This window comes from Candidatus Marimicrobium litorale, assembly GCF_026262645.1.
Lineage (GTDB): Bacteria > Pseudomonadota > Gammaproteobacteria > Pseudomonadales > Halieaceae > Marimicrobium > Marimicrobium litorale.
Genome location: NZ_SHNO01000001.1, coordinates 1,488,922 through 1,509,893, shown reverse-complemented (window position 1 = coordinate 1,509,893; position 20,972 = coordinate 1,488,922). Strand labels below are relative to the sequence as shown.

Annotated in this window: 13 protein-coding genes; 7 read left to right on the top strand and 6 right to left on the bottom strand. The window is 55.7% G+C overall.

Translation table 11 applies throughout. The features are described from left to right. Window positions 1-56: 56 nt before the first annotated feature. The 3 genes from EYC82_RS06750 to EYC82_RS06740 are packed head-to-tail and all read left to right on the top strand — an operon-like array spanning window position 57 to window position 3,422. Window positions 57-1,259, top strand: a complete 1,203-nt coding sequence (locus EYC82_RS06750; protein ID WP_279248774.1) for an acyl-CoA dehydrogenase family protein — start codon at window positions 57-59, stop codon at window positions 1,257-1,259. 2 nt (window positions 1,260-1,261) lie between these two features. After that, the gene (locus EYC82_RS06745; protein WP_279248773.1) at window positions 1,262-2,398 is read left to right on the top strand and encodes an acyl-CoA dehydrogenase family protein; all 1,137 of its coding nucleotides are present in this window, start codon (window positions 1,262-1,264) and stop codon (window positions 2,396-2,398) included. 25 nt (window positions 2,399-2,423) lie between these two features. Next, window positions 2,424-3,422, top strand: a complete 999-nt coding sequence (locus EYC82_RS06740) for an LLM class flavin-dependent oxidoreductase (protein WP_279248772.1) — start codon at window positions 2,424-2,426, stop codon at window positions 3,420-3,422. A gap of 109 nt (window positions 3,423-3,531) precedes the next feature. Here the strand turns inward: EYC82_RS06740 and EYC82_RS06735 are convergent, their stop codons facing one another. The 3 genes from EYC82_RS06735 to EYC82_RS06725 form a co-directional block, all read right to left on the bottom strand. Beyond that, the gene (locus EYC82_RS06735; protein ID WP_279248771.1) at window positions 3,532-4,971 is read right to left on the bottom strand and encodes a glutamate synthase subunit beta; all 1,440 of its coding nucleotides are present in this window, start codon (window positions 4,969-4,971) and stop codon (window positions 3,532-3,534) included. Between the two features lie 18 nt (window positions 4,972-4,989). Then, on the bottom strand, window positions 4,990-9,555 hold the full coding sequence (gene gltB, locus EYC82_RS06730; protein ID WP_279248770.1) for a glutamate synthase large subunit: 4,566 nt from the start codon (window positions 9,553-9,555) through the stop codon (window positions 4,990-4,992). 573 nt (window positions 9,556-10,128) lie between these two features. Continuing rightward, window positions 10,129-11,370, bottom strand: coding sequence for a cytochrome P450 (locus EYC82_RS06725; RefSeq protein ID WP_279248769.1), 1,242 nt, complete (start codon window positions 11,368-11,370; stop codon window positions 10,129-10,131). Between the two features lie 167 nt (window positions 11,371-11,537). Between EYC82_RS06725 and EYC82_RS06720 the strand changes: the two genes are divergently transcribed. Beyond that, the gene (locus EYC82_RS06720) at window positions 11,538-15,353 is read left to right on the top strand and encodes a DUF6531 domain-containing protein (protein WP_279248768.1); all 3,816 of its coding nucleotides are present in this window, start codon (window positions 11,538-11,540) and stop codon (window positions 15,351-15,353) included. 145 nt (window positions 15,354-15,498) lie between these two features. Beyond that, entirely contained in the window at window positions 15,499-16,419 is a 921-nt protein-coding gene (locus EYC82_RS06715) for a L,D-transpeptidase family protein (protein ID WP_279248767.1), read from the top strand. 61 nt (window positions 16,420-16,480) lie between these two features. Here EYC82_RS06715 and EYC82_RS06710 read toward each other — a convergent pair whose 3' ends face one another. Together EYC82_RS06710 and EYC82_RS06705 are read right to left on the bottom strand one after the other, a co-directional pair. Further along, the gene (locus tag EYC82_RS06710) at window positions 16,481-16,726 is read right to left on the bottom strand and encodes an alanine-zipper protein (RefSeq protein WP_279248766.1); all 246 of its coding nucleotides are present in this window, start codon (window positions 16,724-16,726) and stop codon (window positions 16,481-16,483) included. 199 nt (window positions 16,727-16,925) lie between these two features. Continuing rightward, window positions 16,926-17,486: a L,D-transpeptidase family protein gene (locus EYC82_RS06705; RefSeq protein ID WP_279248765.1), complete on the bottom strand. Its 561-nt coding sequence runs from the start codon at window positions 17,484-17,486 to the stop codon at window positions 16,926-16,928. A gap of 203 nt (window positions 17,487-17,689) precedes the next feature. Here EYC82_RS06705 and EYC82_RS06700 point away from each other — a divergent pair, with 203 nt between their 5' ends. Then, a complete protein-coding gene (locus EYC82_RS06700) occupies window positions 17,690-18,454 on the top strand; it encodes a GDSL-type esterase/lipase family protein (protein ID WP_279248764.1) in 765 nt (254 codons plus the stop codon). Between the two features lie 6 nt (window positions 18,455-18,460). On the opposite strand, the gene EYC82_RS06695 is transcribed toward EYC82_RS06700, so the two are convergent. Next, window positions 18,461-19,441: a Rieske 2Fe-2S domain-containing protein gene (locus EYC82_RS06695; RefSeq protein ID WP_279248763.1), complete on the bottom strand. Its 981-nt coding sequence runs from the start codon at window positions 19,439-19,441 to the stop codon at window positions 18,461-18,463. 203 nt (window positions 19,442-19,644) lie between these two features. Here EYC82_RS06695 and EYC82_RS06690 point away from each other — a divergent pair, with 203 nt between their 5' ends. Continuing rightward, window positions 19,645-20,865 carry a cytochrome P450 gene (locus EYC82_RS06690; RefSeq protein WP_279248762.1) on the top strand — a complete coding sequence of 407 codons (1,221 nt, stop codon included), beginning with the start codon at window positions 19,645-19,647 and terminating at the stop codon, window positions 20,863-20,865. The last annotated feature ends 107 nt before the right edge of the window (window positions 20,866-20,972 follow it).

Genomic DNA, 20,972 nt, shown 5'->3' with positions numbered 1-20,972 from the left:
CATACCTCGTATAGAATGACTGAAAAGACTAACCGCAGATTATTAGGAGAAAATGGATGAGTGATGGCTTCAGGACAAGCGTGAAGGCCTGGGTGGCAGATAACCTGCCAGAGGCGTTAAAGGGCGTAGATATTGGTATGTATGGTCCCGGCTCACGCGAGCCGGAAATTCTGGAGGCGTTTGAGCTGTGGCGACAGCGGCTGGCGGAACAGGGCTGGGGCGCTCCTACCTGGCCTGTAGAGTACGGTGGCGCCGGTCTTGCTGGTGCTGAAGCGAAAATTATAGGGAGGGAAATTCATGCCGCAGGCAGTATGAACCCTATACCTTTTCTCGCTGGAATGGGGGTGACAATGGTTGGCCCCACGCTTATGGAATACGGGACGGAGGAACAAAAAACGCGTCATCTTCCGGGCATGGCCAGCGGGGCTGTGCGCTGGTGCCTCGGACTTTCCGAGCCGAACGCGGGGTCTGATCTCGCCTCGCTGGCGACCCGCGCCGTGCAGGAGGGCGATCACTGGATTCTCAATGGTCAGAAAACCTGGACATCAGGAGCCGACAAAAGCCAGTGGTGCGGCGCCCTGGTGCGGACCGACCCCGACGCGGCCAAGCGTGATGGTATTAGCTTCCTGATGTTACCGATGGATCAGGCATCGATTGAGACCCGGCCTATCCGTTTGATCGCGGGTGAATCACCATTTTGCGAAACCTTTTTTAACAGTGCGCAAGCCGGTGCTGATGACATGTTGGGTGAACTCAACGATGGCTGGAGCGTGATCAAGCGGCTCCTGCAGCATGAGCGGGCTAGTCAGACGTCCGCGCCGCCTACCAGCAATAAGGTCGAGCCGCTGCAGGAGCTAGCGCGCAACTATATTGGGTTGGGGCCTGACGGCACGTTGGCCGACAGTGACTTACGCTCTCGATTGGCCGATCACCTGATGGATGCGGCGGCTCACACATTAACTATTGGCCGTATTATGGCCGAAGCCAAAGGCGGAAACGTCGAGGTGTCAGCGACTGCGTCCATTCTGAAGAATTCAGCCACCGACGTTGCCCAGGATCGCTCAGAGCTACTGCTGGAGATTATGGGTAACCAGGGACTGGGCTGGGCAGGTGCGGAATTCTCCGGCGGGGAGTTGCACTCGGTGCGGGAGTGGCTGGGCACCAAGGCCATGTCGATTTACGGTGGCTCCTACGAAGTGCAGAAAAATATCATCGCCAAGAATATTCTCGGCCTGCCGGAAACTACACAAAAGGGTTAATTATGGCTGCATTAACAGAAGAACAAACGCTCATTCGCGAACAGGCCAGTGCCTGGGCGCTGAAGGAATCTCCAGTCAGTCAATTCCGTGCATTGCGTGATGCCAGTGATAACGCCGGCTTTGAGCAGGCAACCTGGGACGCAATGATCGAGATGGGCTGGACGGGGATCCTGATACCGGAAGAATACGGGGGCTCAGATCTCGGTATTCTGACCTTTGGCCTGGTGCTGGAGCAGTTGGGTCGCCAGCTGACGGCCTCGCCATTGCTGCCCTCTGCACTGGCCGGCGCCAGCGCACTGTTGTTGGGCGGCAGCGCTGAGCTGAAAGAAGCAATGTTGCCAAAGATTATCGATGGGACCGCTATAGTGACTTTGGCGGTTGACGAGGGCACGCATCACCGACCAGAGAGCACCGCACTTGAAGCACGAGCGAGCGAGGGAGGGTTTACTCTGGTGGGCTCCAAGGCCAGTGTCGCGGAGGGAAGCGCTGCCACGCACTTTGTCGTTGCGGCGCGCACAGCGGGCACTCCGGGTGAAGACGACGGTATCAGCTTGTTCCTCCTGCCCGCTGACAGTGCCGGTGTATCGCGCACGCCGCTCAACGTATTGGACAGTCGTGACTATGCCAACATCCGGCTCGACGACGTGCATGTCGACACTGATGCGTTACTGGGGCGCCTGGATGGGGGTTTGCCATTGTTGCAGCAAGTTCTCGATAGAGCCCGGGCTGGTATTGCGGCCGAGATGCTGGGTACGGCCTCACAGGCTTTTGATATGACGCTGGATTATCTGAAAACACGAGAGCAGTTCGGCAAGGTTATTGGTTCATTTCAGGGGCTGGGTCACCGCGCGGCCGGGTTATTCTCCGCCATGGAGCAGACACGCTCGTGTGTAGAGGCAGCTCTGCAGGCGATCGATACCGACGCAGACAACAGCGCTGAACTTGCATCGCTGGCGAAGTGCAGGGCAGGACAGTTTCTTTACGATATGACTAATGAACTGATTCAGATGCACGGCGGCATCGGTATGACCGATGAGTTTGATGCGGGTCTCTACCTGAAGCGCGCCCGTGCGCTGGAAGCCAGTTACGGTAACCGGTCCTACCACCGCGACCGCTATGCACGGTTGCTGGGGTTTTAGCCGGGGAGCACCTTGAGGAATGCCTATGAAACACAAAAAACGCATCGCATTATCCTTGCCTGCCCCAACGGGCACCGTAGCGGATACCATTGCTCTGGCCCAGCAGGCGGAGGCGCAGGGTTACGATGATTTGTGGCTTGCGGATGCCGGTGGCCTGGACGCCCTCACACTGGCGCCCATGATTCTCGAGAAAACAAAAAAAGTCAGAGTCGGCATCGCCGTGGTGCCTGCCTACACGCGAACCCCGGCTGTGCTCTCTTCCACGCTGACTGTAATCGCTGAGGCGTTTCCGCAGCGCTTCGTACCCGGACTGGGTACCTCCAGCCACACCATTATTGAGGGGTGGCACGGACTCAAGCTCGAGAAGCCCCTGACGCGTATGCAGGAGACGGTCACCCTGATGCGAAGCATGCTGGCGGGTGAGAAAACAGCGTTCGAGGGCCAGACGCTGAAAAGCAAAGGTTACCGACAGTCTCCGATCGAGGGTGTGCCCATCTATCTGGCGGCGTTGCGGCCAAAAATGGTTGAGGCGGCGGCCGAGATCGCGGATGGGGTCATCCTCAATCTGTTTCCCCGCTCGGTTTTACCGAAAATCATGGAGCATGTTGCCGCGGGTGCTGAGCGCGCCGGTAAAAAATGCGAGGACATTGAGATAGTGTGTCGTCATATGGTCGTCGTGACCGATGATAAGGCGATGGGGCGAGATGCTTTTCGCGGCGCCTTTGCCAGCTATTACTCTACACCGGTGTATAACAAATTTTTAGCTTGGGCTGGCTACGAGGAAGCGGCCAGAGAAATACGTGAGGGCTGGGCGGCCAAGGATCGCGAACGCACCGCAGCCGCACTGCCGGATGAGTTGGTTGACGAAATAGGCTTGATAGGTCCGGCGGAAGAGTTGCAGGAGTTGATGCGAGACTACGCCAACGGTGGCATTCATACGAATGCAGTGTCATGCATTTACCCGACTCCAGACATCTATAAGGCCACGTTTGACGCGTTTGTGCCGGATAATTTCAGCTTCTGACATGCATCATCACAGGATGAGATGAGGTCTTTGCGCGCAAAAACCACGCTCATGCTTGGAGACGTGGTTGTTCTGACTCGTTGGCTTGTGGTGTCAACGCGCAACTTTTTCAGGGAAGTTGCGTGCTGCCCATCAAGTCGCGGTCAATCTCTCGGGCTGCTTCACGGCCTTCATTGATTGCTCGAACCACCAGGTCCTGGCCACGGCGACAGTCTGCTGCCGCGTAAACATTTGCTATGCTTGTGCGAAAGTCCTGCTTATTGGCAATAAAGTTGCCGCGCTCATCCGTCTCCATTCCCAATGGGTCGTTGACGTAGTGCTCGGTCTGCAGGAAACCCATCGAGAGCAGAATGAGGTCTGCTTCCCAGGTTTTTTCCGTGCCGGGTATTTCCTTAATATTCTCGTCCACGTTGACAGTGACGATGCCGGTGAGGTTGCCGTCATCGTCCATGAGGAAGTGCTTGCTCATAATAGAGTAGACACGGGGATCATCGCCAAATTGCTCTGCGGCTTCGGCATGTCCGTAATCTACCCGGTAGACCCGTGGCCACAGAGGCCAGGGATTGTTGGGCGCCCTTTCCAGCGGAGGCTTTGGCAGCAACTCGAAGTTTACCAATGACTTACAACCGTGACGCAGTGATGTGCCGATGCAGTCTGTACCGGTATCACCGCCGCCGATGACAATCACATTTTTGTCTTTGGCTGAAATATAGCCGCCGTCTTCCAGGCCAGAATCCAACAGGCTCTTGGTATTGGCGGTGAGGAATTCCATGGCAAGGTGAACGCCTTTCGCCTCACGCCCGGGTATGGGGAGATCGCGGGCGAGGGTGGCGCCGGTGGCCATGAGAACGGCGTCGTTTTGCTCTATCAGCCCGGCGGGGTCAATATTCCTGCCCACATCGGCGTTGGTCTCGAAGCGGATACCTGCATCACGCATCAGCTGCACACGTCGTTCCACGACGCCCTTGTCCAGCTTCATGTTAGGAATCCCGTACATCAGCAAGCCACCGATGCGATCGGCGCGTTCGTAGACTGTTACAGCGTGACCTGCGCTGCGCAGTTGTTCTGCTGCGGCGAGACCGCAGGGGCCGGAGCCGATCACTGCGATTTGCTTGCCAGTATCGGGTGCCGAGGGCTTCGGTGTTACCCAGCCCTCTTCGAAGCCGCGATCTATGATCGCATTTTCAATGTTCTTGATGGTAACCGGCGGATCCGTAATCCCGAGCACACAGGCGCCTTCGCAGGGCGCGGGGCAGACACGACCAGTGAACTCCGGGAAGTTGTTGGTCTTGTGCAGCCGATCTAACGCCTCACGCCAGCGATCGTTGTACACGAGATCGTTCCACTCGGGAATCAGGTTCTGAACCGGACAGCCATTGTTTGATTGGCAGAAAGGCACGCCGCAGTCCATACAGCGGGCTCCCTGCTTGCGGAGGTGCGACTCGTCGTGCTCGGTGTAGAGCTCGTCAAAATCAGTCAGACGCACGAAAGGCTCGCGGTAGGGCTCGGTTTCGCGTTCGTACTCTTTAAATCCTGTTGGTTTTCCCATAACTCTCTTCTATTCCTGCTAGGAACCGACTGCAGCGGTTTTTACGTTTTCCTGCGCCATTTCCGCAAGGACTCGCTTGTAGTCCGTGGGCATGACCTTCACGAATCGGGGCAATTCGACCTCCCAGTTGTCGAGCAAGTGCTCGGCCGTGGTAGAGCCGGTATAAGCCTTGTGATTCTCGATCAGCTTGCGCAGTTCCTCAACATCATCGGGCTCTTCCATCTGCTCCAACTCGAAGGTGCCGAAGTTACACAGGCCGGCAAAGTCTCCATCGCGATCCCAGACATAGGCGATACCACCGCTCATCCCGGCCCCGAAATTTTTACCGGTCTTGCCAAGTACGACGACTCGCCCGCCGGTCATGTACTCACAGCCGTGGTCGCCCACGCCTTCAACCACGGCGGTGGCGCCACTGTTGCGCACACAAAAACGTTCGGCCGCGATGCCGCGGAAGTAAGACTCTCCGGAGGTAGCGCCATACATGACAACGTTACCGATGAGGATGTTATCTTCCGCTTTGAATGTGCTCTGGCGCGGCGGATAGACTATGATTCGACCGCCGGACTGACCCTTGCCGACGTAGTCGTTGGCATCTCCCTCTACTTCGAGAGTGATGCCTGTCGCAAGGAAAGCACCGAGGCTCTGTCCCGCGGAGCCATTCAGTTTTACATGAATGGTGTCGTCGGGCAGTAACTTGCCATCGGTGGCTTTGGCCACCTCGTGGGACAGCATTGTACCGACCACACGATTTATGTTGATAATATCGCTCTCTATCCGAACTTTTTCGCCGCGAAGAATCGCCGGCTGAGCTTGTTCGATCAGCACGTTGTCGAGTGCTTTGTCCAGTCCGTGGTCTTGTTCGATAGTACGATAGACTTCGGTTCCCTCGTAGACAATTTCAGCCGGCGTGAGCATGCTGCTGAAGTCCAGTCCCTTCGCTTTCCAGTGGTCGACTGCCTCGGCGGTTTCAAGCAGATCGACCCGGCCGACCATTTCATTGACAGTGCGAATGCCAAGCTCTGCCATGATCTTGCGCAATTCCTCGGCCACCATAAAGAAGTAGTTCACTACGTGATCGGGGCTACCGGAGAACTTCTTGCGAAGCTCCGGATCCTGTGTGGCGATACCAACAGGGCAGGTGTTGAGGTGACACTTGCGCATCATGATACAGCCCAGAGTGACCAACGGCGCGGTTGCAAAGCCCACTTCCTCCGCGCCGAGCAGAAACGCCATGGCGACGTCTCTACCGGTCTTGATTTGCCCGTCTGTCTGCAATACGACACGCGAGCGCAGGTTGTTTTTCACCAGCGTTTGGTGTGTCTCGGCAATTCCCAGCTCCCAGGGCAGACCTGCGTGTTTGATCGAAGTAATCGGTGAGGCGCCGGTGCCACCATCGTGGCCAGCGATAACCAGGTGATCCGTTTTTGCTTTGGTGACGCCTGCTGCGATAGTTCCAACGCCTATTTCAGAGCCCAGCTTGACACTGATACGGGCCTCGCGATTGGCGTTTTTCAAATCGTGGATGAGCTGTGCAATATCCTCAATGGAGTACACGTCGTGGTGCGGCGGAGGGCTGATTAAGCCCACGCCTGGAGTGGAGTGGCGGATGTCGGCGATGATCTGGTCAACCTTGCGCCCGGGCAGTTCGCCCCCCTCACCGGGCTTGGCGCCCTGCACAATTTTAATTTGGATTTCGTCCGCGTTGGCCAGGTACCAGATCGTTACGCCAAAACGTCCCGAGGCGACCTGCTTGATAGCGGAGCGCTTGGAGTCTCCGTTTTCCATCGGTGAGAAGCGAGCTACGTCCTCACCCCCTTCACCGGTGTTGGATTTGCCGCCCAGGCGGTTCATGGCAATGGCCAGTGCCTCGTGGCTCTCGGCCGATATAGAGCCATAGCTCATTGCGCCTGTGCAGAAACGCTTGACGATTGCCGAGGCGGATTCGACCTCAGATACGTCTATCGCGTTACCGGTCTCTTTGAATGTCATCAGACCGCGAAACGTAGCGCGACGCGTAGACTCACTGTTGGCGTGATCGGCAAACTTCCAGTAGGCATCCTCGTCGTTAGTGCGCGTTGCTATTTGTAGGTTGGAAATTGTCTCAGGATCCCACATGTGGCTGTCGCCGCCGCGTCGCCAGTGAATGTCGCCGGGGTTGGGCAACAAGGGGATGAGGTTTTCACTGCGTGCCGGAAAGCCGATTTCATGACGGCGTTTCATTTCCTCGAATAAAACGCCGAAGCCCACGCCCTGCACACGACTGGCGGTGCCGACGAAGCACCGATCGACGATCTCGTCAGCGAGGCCCACGGCTTCAAAAATCTGCGCGCCCTTGTAGGATTGCAGAGTAGAAATACCCATTTTGGCCATCACCTTGAGCATGCCTTTGGCGACGCCTTTCTGGTAAGCCTTGACGATGGCTGTACTGTTGGGAAAAGTATTTTTATCCAGCAAGCCATCTTCGAGTGACTGCCAGATGGCTTCAAACGCGACGTAGGGGTTGATAGCGTCAGCGCCATAGCCCACTAGCAGGCAATGGTGATGCACTTCGCGCGCTTCGCCGGTTTCCATGATAATGCCTACCCGGGTGCGTTCCTGTCGTGCTACCAGGTGGTGATGTACGTTGCCACAGGCGATCAAGGCGGGCAGCGCCATGCGCGATGCGCTGATGTTGCGGTCGGACAAAACGATAAAGGAAAATCCTTTATTGATTGCGTCGGAGGCCTCGCTACAGATTCGATCCAGTGCCGCCATCATGCCTGCGTCGCCACTGTCTTTCTCGAACGTGATATCGATGGTTTTGGAGCCCCAGCCGTCGCGTTCGATATTCTTGATATGAGTGAGCTCGTCGTTGGAAATTACCGGGTGGTGTAATTCCAGGCGGTGCACGTGTTCCGGTGTGGTCTCCAGCAAGTTGCCCTCAGGACCGATGAAGCAGGCCAGCGACATGACCACCTCTTCGCGGATGGAATCGATAGGCGGATTGGTGATTTGAGCGAATAACTGCTTGAAGTAGTCGTAAATCATGCGCGACTTGTCGGACAAACATGCCAGTGCGCTGTCGTTACCCATAGAACCCAGTGGGTCGCGAGCTTCGGTCACCAGTGGCAGTAGCATGAATTGCATGGTTTCTACGGTATAACCGAATGCTTGCATGCGCTGTACGAGCGTTTCAGGGTCATAGTGCAGTTCGGCATCGTCTGGTGCCAGGTCGGATAGCTCCAGCTTGTGTTCTGCCAGCCACTGCCCATAGGGACGTTTTTTGGCGAACTCCTGCTTGAGTTCTTCGTCAGGGATCAGGCGGCCCTCGAAGAAGTCCACCAGAAACATTTTGCCTGGCTGCAGTCGTCCCTTTAGCTTGACGTTCGCCGGGTCGACTGGCAGCACACCCACCTCGGAGGCCATAATGACCTTATCGTCGTGTGTTACATAGTAACGAGAGGGCCGCAGTCCGTTTCGATCCAGTACTGCGCCGATGTAGTGGCCGTCGGTAAAGGCGATAGACGCGGGACCGTCCCACGGCTCCATTAGCGCCGAGTTATATTCGTAGAAATCCCTCTTCTCCTGAGGCATGTTCTTGTCCTGCTGCCATGCCTCGGGAATCATCATCATGATGGACTCCTGCAACGTCCGGCCGGACATGAGCAGAAATTCAAGAACGTTGTCGAAGGAGCCTGAATCGGAGCAGTCGGGCTCTACGATAGGAAACAGGTCGGAAATCGTGTCACCGAAACGCTCGCTGGCAGCAACGCCCTGGCGCGCGGTCATCCAGTTCTTGTTGCCGCGCAGGGTATTGATTTCACCGTTATGGCTCATGAAACGGTTGGGCTGTGCACGGTCCCAGGACGGGAAGGTGTTGGTAGAAAAACGGGAGTGCACCATGGCGAGGTGGCTCTCGTAATCCTCATCCTGCAAATCTGGATAGAAAGGGAACAGCTGGCTGGGGGTCAACATACCCTTGTACACCAGTATTCTGGAGTTCAGGCTGCAGACGTAGACAATATCCTCGGGATAGGTTTCCCGGCCGTAACGCATGAACTTTTTGCGCGCGACATAGAGGCCGTGATCAAAATTGTGATCGCCCGCCTTGCCACCGCCGACAATGACCTGGGTGATATGAGGCATGGCATCCCGCGCCGCTGGCCCGATATTCGCTTCTTCCGGGAGGATCGGCACTTCGCGCCATCCCAGCAGATCGAGGCCCTGTGCCTGCAACAATTCAGCGAAAATCGCTTTCAGTGCATCTTGGGAGCTCACGTCCAGTGGCAGGAAGACGTTGCCTATTGTGTAGGTGCCGGGTTCGCCCAGTTCTATGCCGAGCTCGCTGGCAATTTTCTGCGAAAACTTGTGGGGCATAGCGGTCATGATGCCCGCTCCGTCTCCGGTGTTTTCCTCGAAACCGCAGCCTCCGCGGTGATCCATACGGGAGTTGATGTGGTAAGCGTCGGTCAGGATTTCATGGCTTGCCTTGCCCTTGATATGGGCGACAAAGCCAACCCCACAGGAATCTTTCTCCTGCTCGGGATCGTATAGGCCATGCCGTGCGGGAAATCCTGTTTTACCATCAATTCTTTTGTTCATCATGCCTTTTTAACTCGTTCGGTGATGCGGACTGTGGCCGCTGAAACCATAAAAAAACTAGCACTCACAGAGTGTCGGTCAGAGGAGTCTTGTGCTCCCCGTGCTGCGGCCGGCCACAGGTGCTAGTGGGCAATATCGAGCGGGGCGGGAACAATACCACCCGAGCCGTTAAAGTCAAGACTCTGGGCGCATTTGAACACGCGGGAAAAATCTTAACCTATTGTATTTAATGATAAATTCTGATTCGTTTTGTACGTCGACCGCTGCGGTGACCCGCCGATGCCACGGTGGGCCGGTGCAGGCCCCGGCACTGTCGGGAATGGGATACTTGAGCCGATGTTCTGTTCCTCCTTTGTGAGTCGCCAGGGCGCCACCGTACGACTTGCTTTGGCGTTGTAGGCGAGGGCAAACGTCCTGTCGTCAAACTGCGGCACGCCCGCGGCGACCGCGGCGTTTTGCACTGGTGCTGCTCCACTGGAATAAGTACGGCAATGACGAGGATGTAGACCATCTCGCGACGACGGATTAGCAATGTCTCGCTTTAGGAGCGCGAAACCTATCGCGCAGACGGCATGGTCACTTTGGATTAAAGGCGTAACGCACAGGCATTGATTTCAGGCCGCCGACAAAATTTGCCTGCACCCACTCTGGCTCTGACACCATCTCGATGTGCGACAGACGCGGCAGCAGTATCTGGAAAAAGCGCTCGATCTCGAGTATGGCCAGGTGTTGGCCCAGGCACATGTGCCCGCCAAACCCAAAGGCCATCTGCTGGCGGTTGTCGCGTTCGATATCGAAGACATCCGGGTTGTCTATCGCGCGCTCATCGCGGTTAGCGGCTGGGTACCACAGGCACAGGCTCTCACCAGCCCGTATGGTTTGTCCCTGCAGCACCACATCTTTGGTGGTGGTGCGCATCATGTGGCGTACCGGCGATGTCCAGCGAATCATTTCTCTGGCGGCCTGTTTGGCAAGCGACGGGTTGCCACGCAGTTTTTCCAGTTGGTCCGGGTGCTCCAACAGGGCCTTCATGCCGCCGCCCACTGTAGCGGACGTGGTGTCGTGACCGGCTGTGGCGGCGATAATGAAATAGCTGATCTGATCCAGTTGCTCCATAGGCTCGCCATCGACCAGGGCGTTGGCCAGCACCGAAGCGAGATCGTCACCCGGATTTTGTTTTCGATCCTCCACTATGGCGGTGAAATAAGCGAAGAAATCCATAAGCACGTTAAGACCATCGTCGACATTCTCGCCGCGGGACTGGGTGGGGTCCTGGCCGCCAAACAGCTCTTGCGTCAGTTTCAGCATCATTCCTTCTTCCTCGGGAGCTACCCCGATAATGGCCATGATGACTCTCAGCGGATACAGCAGGGCGATATCCCTGACGAAATCACATTCGCCTCCCATAGACTGCATCTTGTCCACATACTGTTCGGCGATGGTTTCTACGTTCGTGGACAGGCCTTCGATAGACCCGGGTTTGAACCAGTTTCTGGTGACATTGCGCAGCTTGCGGTGCTTGGGGTCATCCATATGAATAAGCGTTTCCAGCCCATTGCGCGTTCCAAATTTGGACAAGAGAGCCTGTTCGAACTCCCGCTGAATCAGCACGGTGCGGGGATTGTTGATGAACTCTGCATTGTTCTGGCTGATGGCCTTGATGTCTTCGTAGCGAGTAATAGCCCAGAAGGGTTCAAAATCGGGATGATCGACATAAGCGACGGGGTTGTCGTCACGCAGCTCCTTGAGCAGTGCATACATCGAAGCTTCATTTCCCATAATGCTGGCATCGCACAGGTTGCAGGCGAGATTCATCATGTTGTCCCGTAATTAAAACTAGGCAGGAAGTGTATACAGCCTTTTGGGAAATCGCTACTTGCGCGCGCAAGAATAAACGCTGGTCATATATGGCTGACCGCGGCCATTGTAGGGCTGCAGGGCAAGACTAAACTATCAGGCTGAGACGATGTCTTGAGGATTCACGGATGAAACCTAAAGCCAATAGCCCGGATGCCGTCAGCGTCATCCCAGTGCGTAAGCGTGCTCGCGGTGTTCTCGCGCTACTGTTAATGGCCATAATGTCACCACCGGGTGAGGCGTATTTCAGGGTCATCCCCGACCAGGCCGATCGCGCGCTCGGCGTCACGAGAGAGCAGGCGTGTAGCAACGCGACGAGTGCCAATGCGATTGCTTGTAAAGGCACCGAAAGAGTGGAATACCAGGGAGGCTGGAAATGCATCTTCTGGCAAGAAGGGTATTACGTGAACTGCGACCCGCTCTTCTGCGGTACCTGGAGCTGCGACACCAAGCTAAAAATTATCCGCGAGACCTGCACTGCGCCCGAGGTATTTGATTCGGTCAGCAGGCGCTGCGAAAAGGTTATACCAACGAAGAACGAGCCCCCCACTTGTTCCTCCGGCAAGGCGGTCGGTAACCCGATTAACCTCACAACGGGGAACAAGTTTTTCTCGGAGACAGATTATCATTCCCCGGGGAGTCAGCGTTTGCGATTCGGTCGCGTATGGAACAGTTTTGATCGTCGCTGGCGCTTCAGTTTCCGACAGTTCGCGGAGTACTTAAAGACGGGCAGTGACGGCTTTATTCACACGATCCGCATACACCGTGAGAACGGCCATGTCGTGTCGTTTTATCGTGATCGGAGCGGCGATTGGAAGTCCGATAAGGATGTGCGCGCCCGAATAGAACAGGACGACGATCTATGGAGGTTTATGCTTTCCTCTGGTCAGGCGGAGTGGTTCGATGACAGTGGCCGGTTGTCCCGTATCGCCTATGTGGGGGGCGATGCTATTGACGTGCAGTATGGTGTTTCCGAGATCAGGGTGCAGGATGCTTACGGCAATGAACTTGTTGTGACAACGGATGCACATGGGCGCGTCATCGAGATGACCGATCCGGATGGAGAGATCTATCGTTATGCATACAACCACGAGGATAACGTGCAGTACGTCGGTTTTCCGGATAACACCCGTGTCGCGGGGGGCAATCCGTTCGGGGAGGATAACCCCTATCGTACCTACCATTATGAAGATGCGGTTGACAGCCGACTGGTGACAGGAATTACCGACGAGAATGGCGATCGTTTCCAATCTGTCGCCTATGATGCACAAGGGCGTGCGGTTACCACTGGTCTTGGGCACCATGGGAGCCTGAATCGGTATGCCATCGATTATGCCCATATCGATGACCTGCTCGATCCGCGAGTGGTGGTGACTACTGCGTTGGACAAGCAGGCGGTGTATCACATTGATCATCATCTGGGCGTCAGTAACATCACGTCCATCGATGGTTTGCCGCTTGGAACGTGTCTTGCCGACGTTCAGGTGAGAACCTACCACGCTCTCTATGGCTGGCTGGAATCCGACACAGACAAGGCTGGTCAGGTCACGCGGTACAGTTACCATACGGACGAAGCTCGCTATGGCTTGCTGAAAACGCGAACCGAAGCAGCAGGTTCACTCGCAGAGCGTGTCTTTACCTACGATTGGGATGAACACACCTTAGTTAAAACCAGTGAGCGTATGGCCGCGCTGCGAGGCGGTGTTCTCACTGATATCAAGAAAACGCAGTATCTCTACGGCATCGATACCGATACCGGACGCCTGACGGGGCGGATCGAAACCGATCTGACGGTTGATGTGAGTCCTGACCCGGCGACCGGATTGACGCGGGAATGGCAGTACGGTGCTACCTACTTTGACGCGTTCGGTGCCCGGCTGAGGCGTCTCGTTGTCGATGGTCCCAGGACCGATGTAGCGGATGAGACGGTCTACGCCTATTCGGCGCAAGGATACCTGCTTACCGCGACCAATGCTCTCGGTTATGCCACGCGTTACGAACAGCATAACGGTCGCGGACAGCCCCGCAGGGTCGTGGATCAAAATGGACAGGTCATTTTACTGACCTATACCCCGCGCGGCTGGTTGGACAGTATGACGCTGGACGCGGAGGGCGATCGCGCGGTAACCCACTTGTCTTATGACGGTGTTGGACAACTTGTCAGCATTGCCGGGCCGGACAATGAGCTATTCCATTTCGAGTATGACGCCGCACACCGCCTGTGGCGAGTGACCAATGGCTTGGGAGAGCGAGTAGAGCTGGATCTTGATGAGGTCGGCAATACGCGGCGACGTGATACCAGAGACAGTGCAGGGCTGCTTGAGCAACGACAAACCTTGATTCATGACGCACTGGATCGATTGCACCGTATCGAAGGTGAGAACGGGCAGTTCACGCAGTATAACTATCACGGTGAGGGGCATTTAGAGTCCGTAGTGGATGCCATTGGCCGCTTCTCTACCCGCAGTTACGATGCGTTAGGAAGGGTAACATCAATAGCGGATGGCGCTTCTGGCGTGGTTAACCTCGCCTATGCGGCCTCTGGCGAGCTGCAAGAGCTGAGCGACCAGCGCGAGCTGGTTACGAGTTTTCTCTATGACGGCCTCGGTAATCTAAAACAGCTGACCAGTCCCGATACGGGGATTAGCCGATATCGATATGACAGTGCAGGGAATATGATTGAGCGCACTGACGCACGTGGCCGCGTTGCGGCCTACACATACGATGCGCTCAATCGTCTTCTTTCGATTGACTACGCGGTGAGTGGGCAAAGCGTGAGGATTATTTATGATAACTGGGTTCTGTTTGGCAAGCCTGTTTGCAGTGCCTGTAACGGTCTCGCAAGTCTGCGGATCGACAGCAGCGGTTATACGCTGTTCGATTACAGTGTTCGCGGTGAAATCACCTCGCGGCGACGAGGGGTTGAACAGCTACATTTCGACACAGAATTTTCCTATGACAAAGGCGGCAGGTTGGTGCGCCTTGTCTATCCCAGCGGGCGTATTGTGGACTTTTCCCGAGATGCGCTGGGTAGGATAAAAGCGGTCTTTACCAAACAGAATGCCACGAGCGAGGGCTTCAATGTTGTCGACGACGTGCGTTACCGAGCCTTCGGGCCGGTGAAATCATTCACGCATGGCAATGCCCTGCGGCGTGTGGTGGACTACGACGCCGATGGCCGGGTCACCGGAGTCCGCACGGACGACACTCTTCACGCTCGTCAAAATGTGGTGTTGAGCTATGATTTCGCCGATAACATCACCGCGTTGGGCAATACGGGAGACAGGGAAAATGATCAGCTCTTCACCTACGACCTGTTAGACCGACTGGTGGTGGCAGACGGGCCTTATGGTTTGTTCAACTTCAGCTACGATAGCGCGGGGAATCGGGAGAGCCTCCATAGGGAAGAGGGTGCCCGATCGCTTCACGATACCTATATTTTTGCCGGTGACAGCAATCAGCTATCAGCCGTGGCTCGCCGCGATGGCGGATCTGACAGGCAGTTTACCTATACAGCAACCGGGAATCTGGCAACAGACAGCCTGTACCTGGCTGCTTATTCTTACGATGACACCGATCGTCTTGTGCAGTATGCCGGGCACGATAGTGTTGCGGACTATCTCCACAACGCGCTTGGCCAGCGGGTGCGCAAGACTCTGGTGGCGGGCGCTGTCACTCTTACTGAGCATTTTATTTATGATCTCGACGGGAATCTCATTGCCGTGCATAACCGCAGTGGAGAGGTGACCCGAGAGTATATTTATCTCAACGGCGTTGCTGTAGCCATGCTGACAGACCCGGCCGATGAGCCGCGCGACGTCGACGGTGACGGCGTATCCGACGGCATGGATAACTGCTCGCTGACGTCTAATGCCGGGCAGGCAGATACGGATGCCGATGGGCTCGGCGACGCCTGTACCCCGTCTCCCGGAGGTTGTGACTGACCGTATCGCCTCCCTGTGGAGTCCGGATCAACCTCATGACTCGTCTTCAGGGTCTCGCCAGGGCGGCGGCTTTAACTTGTATTCGCCCCTGTTACTGCTTTATCGTTAATGGATGACGTCTATACAGATTGTGATCAGGTCTCCCATGAAAGCCATTTTATTTGCTCTGTCAGTGTGCACTGTGTCTGCACCGGCATTATCCGCAACCTATGACTTGCCCTCGGAATATTTTGATGTGATCGGCTCCATGCGAACGGTCACGGCAACCTACGAGGACACGCTGCTGGAAATTGCCCGGCGGGAGGACATTGGTCAGGACCAGATGGAGCGCGTTAACCCGGACGTGGATCGTTGGCTGCCGGGCGAAGGCACGGAGATCACGGTGCCTTCTTACCACATTCTGCCCCGCGGTCCGCGCGAGGGTATGGTCCTGAATCTTCCCGAGATGCGCTTGTACTACTACCCGCCCAAGAAAAAGGGAGAGCCTATGCAGGTGCAGACCTATCCGATCAGTATTGGTCGTATGGATTGGGCCACACCGCTGGGCAAGACGACGATCACCGTCAAAGTGAAGGATCCCGGCTGGCGCCCGCCTGAGTCAATTCGCAAGGAGCATGCCGAGCGTGGTGATCCCCTGCCTAGATACGTGCCTCCGGGCCCTGACAACCCGATGGGTCGATACGCGCTGAAACTGGGGATACCTGGTTATCTTATTCACAGCACCAATAAGCCGCTGGGTGTCGGTATGCGGGTGTCTCATGGCTGTATCCGTATGTTGCCGGAGGATATCGAATATCTTTTCCCGCAGGTCCCGACAGGTACCAAGGTGCGCATTGTTAACCAGCCGGTTAAGGCGGGCTGGTACGGTGGAAAGCTTTACCTGGAGGTGCATCCTCCGTTGCCTGAGTATCCTCACGACAGAGGGTCGATGGTAGAGCGGGTGATGCTGGTGCTTGACGATGTAATGGCAGGGCGTTCAGCGGAGCTGGACGATAAAGCGATCGAAAGGGAAGTTATCCGTCAGACGGGTGTGCCCGAAGCAATTACCAAAGGCAGGGTGTGGTAATAAAAAAGGCGGGATCACTTTGCAGTGATGCCCGCCCTTAGTGAAATAGCGTACCGCGATATTACTTGTTCATTGAGTCCTTGAACATGCGGTCCATTCTTTCAGTGTTAGCCTTGCAGCAAGCCAGAGCTTCTCCAGCAGAGCTGTTAGCGGCAGCGGCAGCGGCAGCGGCAGCATCAGCGGTCGCTTGTGCTTTTTCTACCATCGCTTTCAGGGTATCGAGATCCCTGGTGGTGGCACAGCCGGTTAGTCCTGTCAGGGCAACCAACATAAAAGCTGCGGCCGTTGTTTTGAGCGAGTTACGCATAATCATGTCCTCTAAGTGATCAGCCGTTAACCGGCTTGTTCGGTCTTTGCAGTTTTGAACGGCGCCGTCGATTAAACAACGGGCTGTGCAGTTCATTTTGGGGCGCTTTGCCACAATGGAGTCAGCGCGCGCCTCAAGCAATCATTTTCAAAGAATTGCCATCTAATCGCAAGGATTTGTTTTGCCGACTTTTTGCCGCTTAGCGGACCACGACCCGGGTGCCAACATCAATCCAGCTGGCTAGCTCCGCTACCTGCTCGTTGGTCAGGGCGATGCAACCATCGGTCCAATTGACCGATTGGTGGATTTTTACACTGCCCTCACCAAGACCGTGGATGCCCAGTTGCCCCCCCAGTATGGTCGCCTGTGAGGGCGGGTTGCCCTGGTCCAGTTCGCGCCGGAGTACACGGTAAATATCCGGGCCTATGCGGTCCTCATCGAAGGCTCTTTCGGTGTGTTCTAAATTGGGGTAATTGAAGGCCATGAATAGCTCGAAACGCTTGCTGCGCCTGATTTCTGTGATGGTGAACTCCCCCAGAGGAGTCGTCTTATCACCGCGGCTTCTGCGCAGTGCCGGACCGTTACTGCCGATAGCGATATTCTCGAAAATCAGGACCTCGTTATCGCCCTGCATAATGGCGAGATTGAGTTCATTGGTATTCACAAAAAGCCAGATATCGTTGGTACTTCCTGTCGCTCCCTGTAACGGAAGGGCCACCGCCAGCAAAAAGCCAAGCGTCAGTGTCAAGCGGCGATTCAACAGCGCTTTTCTCCAGAAGGGTAATATTTGAGAAGTGTGTAAAAATACCATTTTTCACTGGCCGGGTGCATTCTCACGATAATAGCGGCGGCGCAACGCTGGTTTGAAGGGTGGTTTTTGGTAATCTGCCACTGTTTGCTCATTGTGACCGATCGATGTCTGTTAAGCAGTTTGGGTGATGTCAGAACGGCGGGCATCGCTTTATGCCAAATTGGCGCATAGAAGAAGAGATAGCAGTGAAAAAGGCTCTGAAAATTTCGGTTGTGCTGCTCGGCCTGATGCTGATCGGGGTGAGCTGGCCCGCGTGGCAGGTGTACCAGGAGATCAGGAAGTCGGCGAGCGAAGATCCGCTGGTGTGGGAGGCGGACATCGTTGCACTGGAGACCGCAACCCGGGGCCAGTGCCCGCCTGAAACCTGTGTGGTGTTCGTGGGCAGCTCGAGTATTCGCTTTTGGGATACCCTCGCTGCGGACATGTCGCCCATGCGGGTCGTACAGCATGGCTTTGGTGGGGCGAAGCTCAATGATATCGTTTACTACGCGCCGCGCCTGGTCAACGATTACCGTCCTCGCGCTGTGGTAGTTTTCGCAGGAACAAACGATATCGATCCCCGTGCACGAAAGGATCCCGCTGTGCTGCTTGAACGCTATCAGGCGTTTGTAAGAGTCGTCGATGAGGCCATGGCTGACCTCCCCATTTACTATATCGGCATTACGCCGTCCCCTAGGCGTTGGTCGGTGTGGCCCGTTGCACTGGAAGCCAACCGGCTGATCAAAGAGTGGTCAGGTACGCGTAATAATCTGCATTTTATCGATACCTCGGAGGTATTGCTGGATGAGGATGGAAAGCCCGATGACGAAAATTACGTTATCGATGGGTTACACCTGAGTGACAAGGGGTATGGGCGATGGACAGCCGTGATCCGCCCGCGCTTGCTTGAGGAGATCGGGGCGGGGCGGCAGGAATAACAGCGCTTATCCGCCGCCGACGTAAAACTGACTAAACCACTTCCGATACTTGGCGATAGGGCCATCTCCGTCGCACAAAATAGGATCATCCACGTAGCGCTTGTGGTTCCAGATGGGAATGTCCTGTTCAACTCCGCCTGCGATATTATCGCGTGTTGCCTCGGCGAGAACCTGGTTCATATCAGATTGCGAATTGGGCATAGTAAAAGCAAACCTGAGGTGAACGTGCTGGTCGTCAATCGGGGTAATGGTACCCATCATGACCACTTCAAAGGCTCTTGTTATCCGCTGGATGGTTTGGCCCGGGCCCACATTGATCGAGTTCACCTCTATAAACTCCCAGTCTTCGCCAGACTCGTCTGTTTCGCCCTTGGCGTTTATGCGGGGTACCTTGTTCATGAGCAACGTCGAGCGCCTGACGCCGTCCATAGTGACCTTGCCCTCGGGCATCTCCGGGCTCGAATGAACAAACATGAAGTGAGCAACATCTGCGCCATTTTCCCCCGTCTCCTGCACGATGGTATTGATCGTCCAGTCGTAGACATCCAGCTCGGTCCAGTCCGCAGAGCCTATTTCGGGAATGGTTTCGACCTCAAACTCAGGGGCCGCATTTTCGGGGTGGTACCAGGCCCAGATCATCGCGTTACGTTCTACAACAGGGTAAGCGTTTATAGTTTGTCGCCCCTTGACTCTCGGTGGCATATTCTTCGCATAGGGCACCTCCTGGCAGACGCCGTCGCCATCAAATTGCCAGCCATGAAACGGACAGGCGATTCGGTCACCCTTGACTACGCCACCATGTCCCAGGTGGGCGCCGAGATGGGGGCAGAAAGCGTCGAGTGCGCGCGCTTCTCCAGATTCTGTGCGAAACAGCACCAGTTCCCGACCGAAGTAGCTCAGCGCTTGAACGTCGCCGATTGCCAGCTGGCTTGAGTACTCAAGCGCGAACCAGCCAAACGGGATGGGTTTATCATAGCGTGTGGCCATCTGTGTAGTCTCCGTGATGAACAGCTGCAAAAAGTAGTATTATGTGAAGGAAAGTTACCGAGCGAACGCGCTTTTATATGCCAGACGTGTCACCCCGGTGATGGTTTATTTTTTCTTTGCTACTGTGGTAACGAACAGAATTTTTGATACCAAACTCAGGATAGGAGAATACCATTAACCATCAGAACGCGCAGCCACGGGCGATGTGTGCACTTTTTGATCCCGGCGTTATCGAGGATCCTTACCCTTTTTACCGTGAGCTTCTGGAGAGTGCGCCGGTGTACCAGGTGCCGGGTACCGAAGTTTATCTCGTCTCCAGTTGGCAACTGATACACGAGGTGCTCCGGAACCAGAAAGATTACTCCGCCAATCTCACAGGCATATTAATTACGGATGCGGCTGGTCTTCCCAGCTTGTTTGACCTGTCCCAGTTTGGCGGCACAGTGGATGCCATCGCTAATGCGGATGAGCCTTTCCACGCTGTACATAGAAAGCTGGTTTTGCCGACACTCAATGCCCGCAGTGTCTCGGCCATGGAAGATGAGGTTAAAGTCTGGGTGCGTGCCGCTGTCTCGCGGCTGGTGTCCGGTGGCGGAGGTGACTGTGTCGCAGTGCTGGCTAACCCTATTCCCGTGAAAGTTATGGCGCGATTAATGGGGTTGCCCGTTGACGATGTTGACTTGCTGCTGGGCTGGGCGTTTAGCGGAGGCGATATTCTTGCCGGTACCACGACACTGGAGGGGATGCTGGAACTGGCAGCGTCTACCGGTGAGATGCGGTCCTACTTGCAATCACATTTCGAACTTGGCCTGTCCCGTGATCCTGCAAGTGCAACAGGGTCTATCATTGACGAACTGGCCAAGGGCGTCCGTGCAGAACAAATCAGTGAAGAGGAGGCCGTGGCGATTATGATAGTGCTGGTCGGTGCGGCAGGAGAATCCACTTCCAGCCTCGTCGGCAGTGCTATACGGCTGCTCGCCCAGGACACAGTGATGCAAGCGGAACTGCGAATGAATTCATCCCTCATCGAGCCCTATGTAGAAGAAGTGGTTCGGCTTGAGTCACCCTTCAAGGGACACTACCGGGTCGTACTGAACGAGACCTATTTAGGTGGCGTGAACCTGCCAGCAGGTGCGCGGGTATTTCTGCAGTGGGCGGCGGCCAACCGTGATCCGTCAGTATTTTCCCGACCTGACACGCTTGACCCCGCGCGTAGCGATGGCGGCGAGCACATTGGTTTCGGCCATGGTATTCACTTTTGCGTTGGGGCCAGGCTGGCGCGCATGGAAGCGAAAGTAATCCTAGAGGAGCTTTTGGCTTCGACCGAAGAATTCAGCTTGAGCGAGGCCGGCCCAGTGAAGCACGTACCCAGCATCTTTGTGCGTCGCCTGGAGTGCTTGCACCTTGCCGTCACACCCAGCTGAAAGTCTGGTTTTTCATGTCAACTGAAGTTTCAGCGGCTGATCATGCACGCGGAACTCGTTGCAGTGCTCAGGCAATTTGATCCGAAAGTGTCGCGGTATGAAAGATC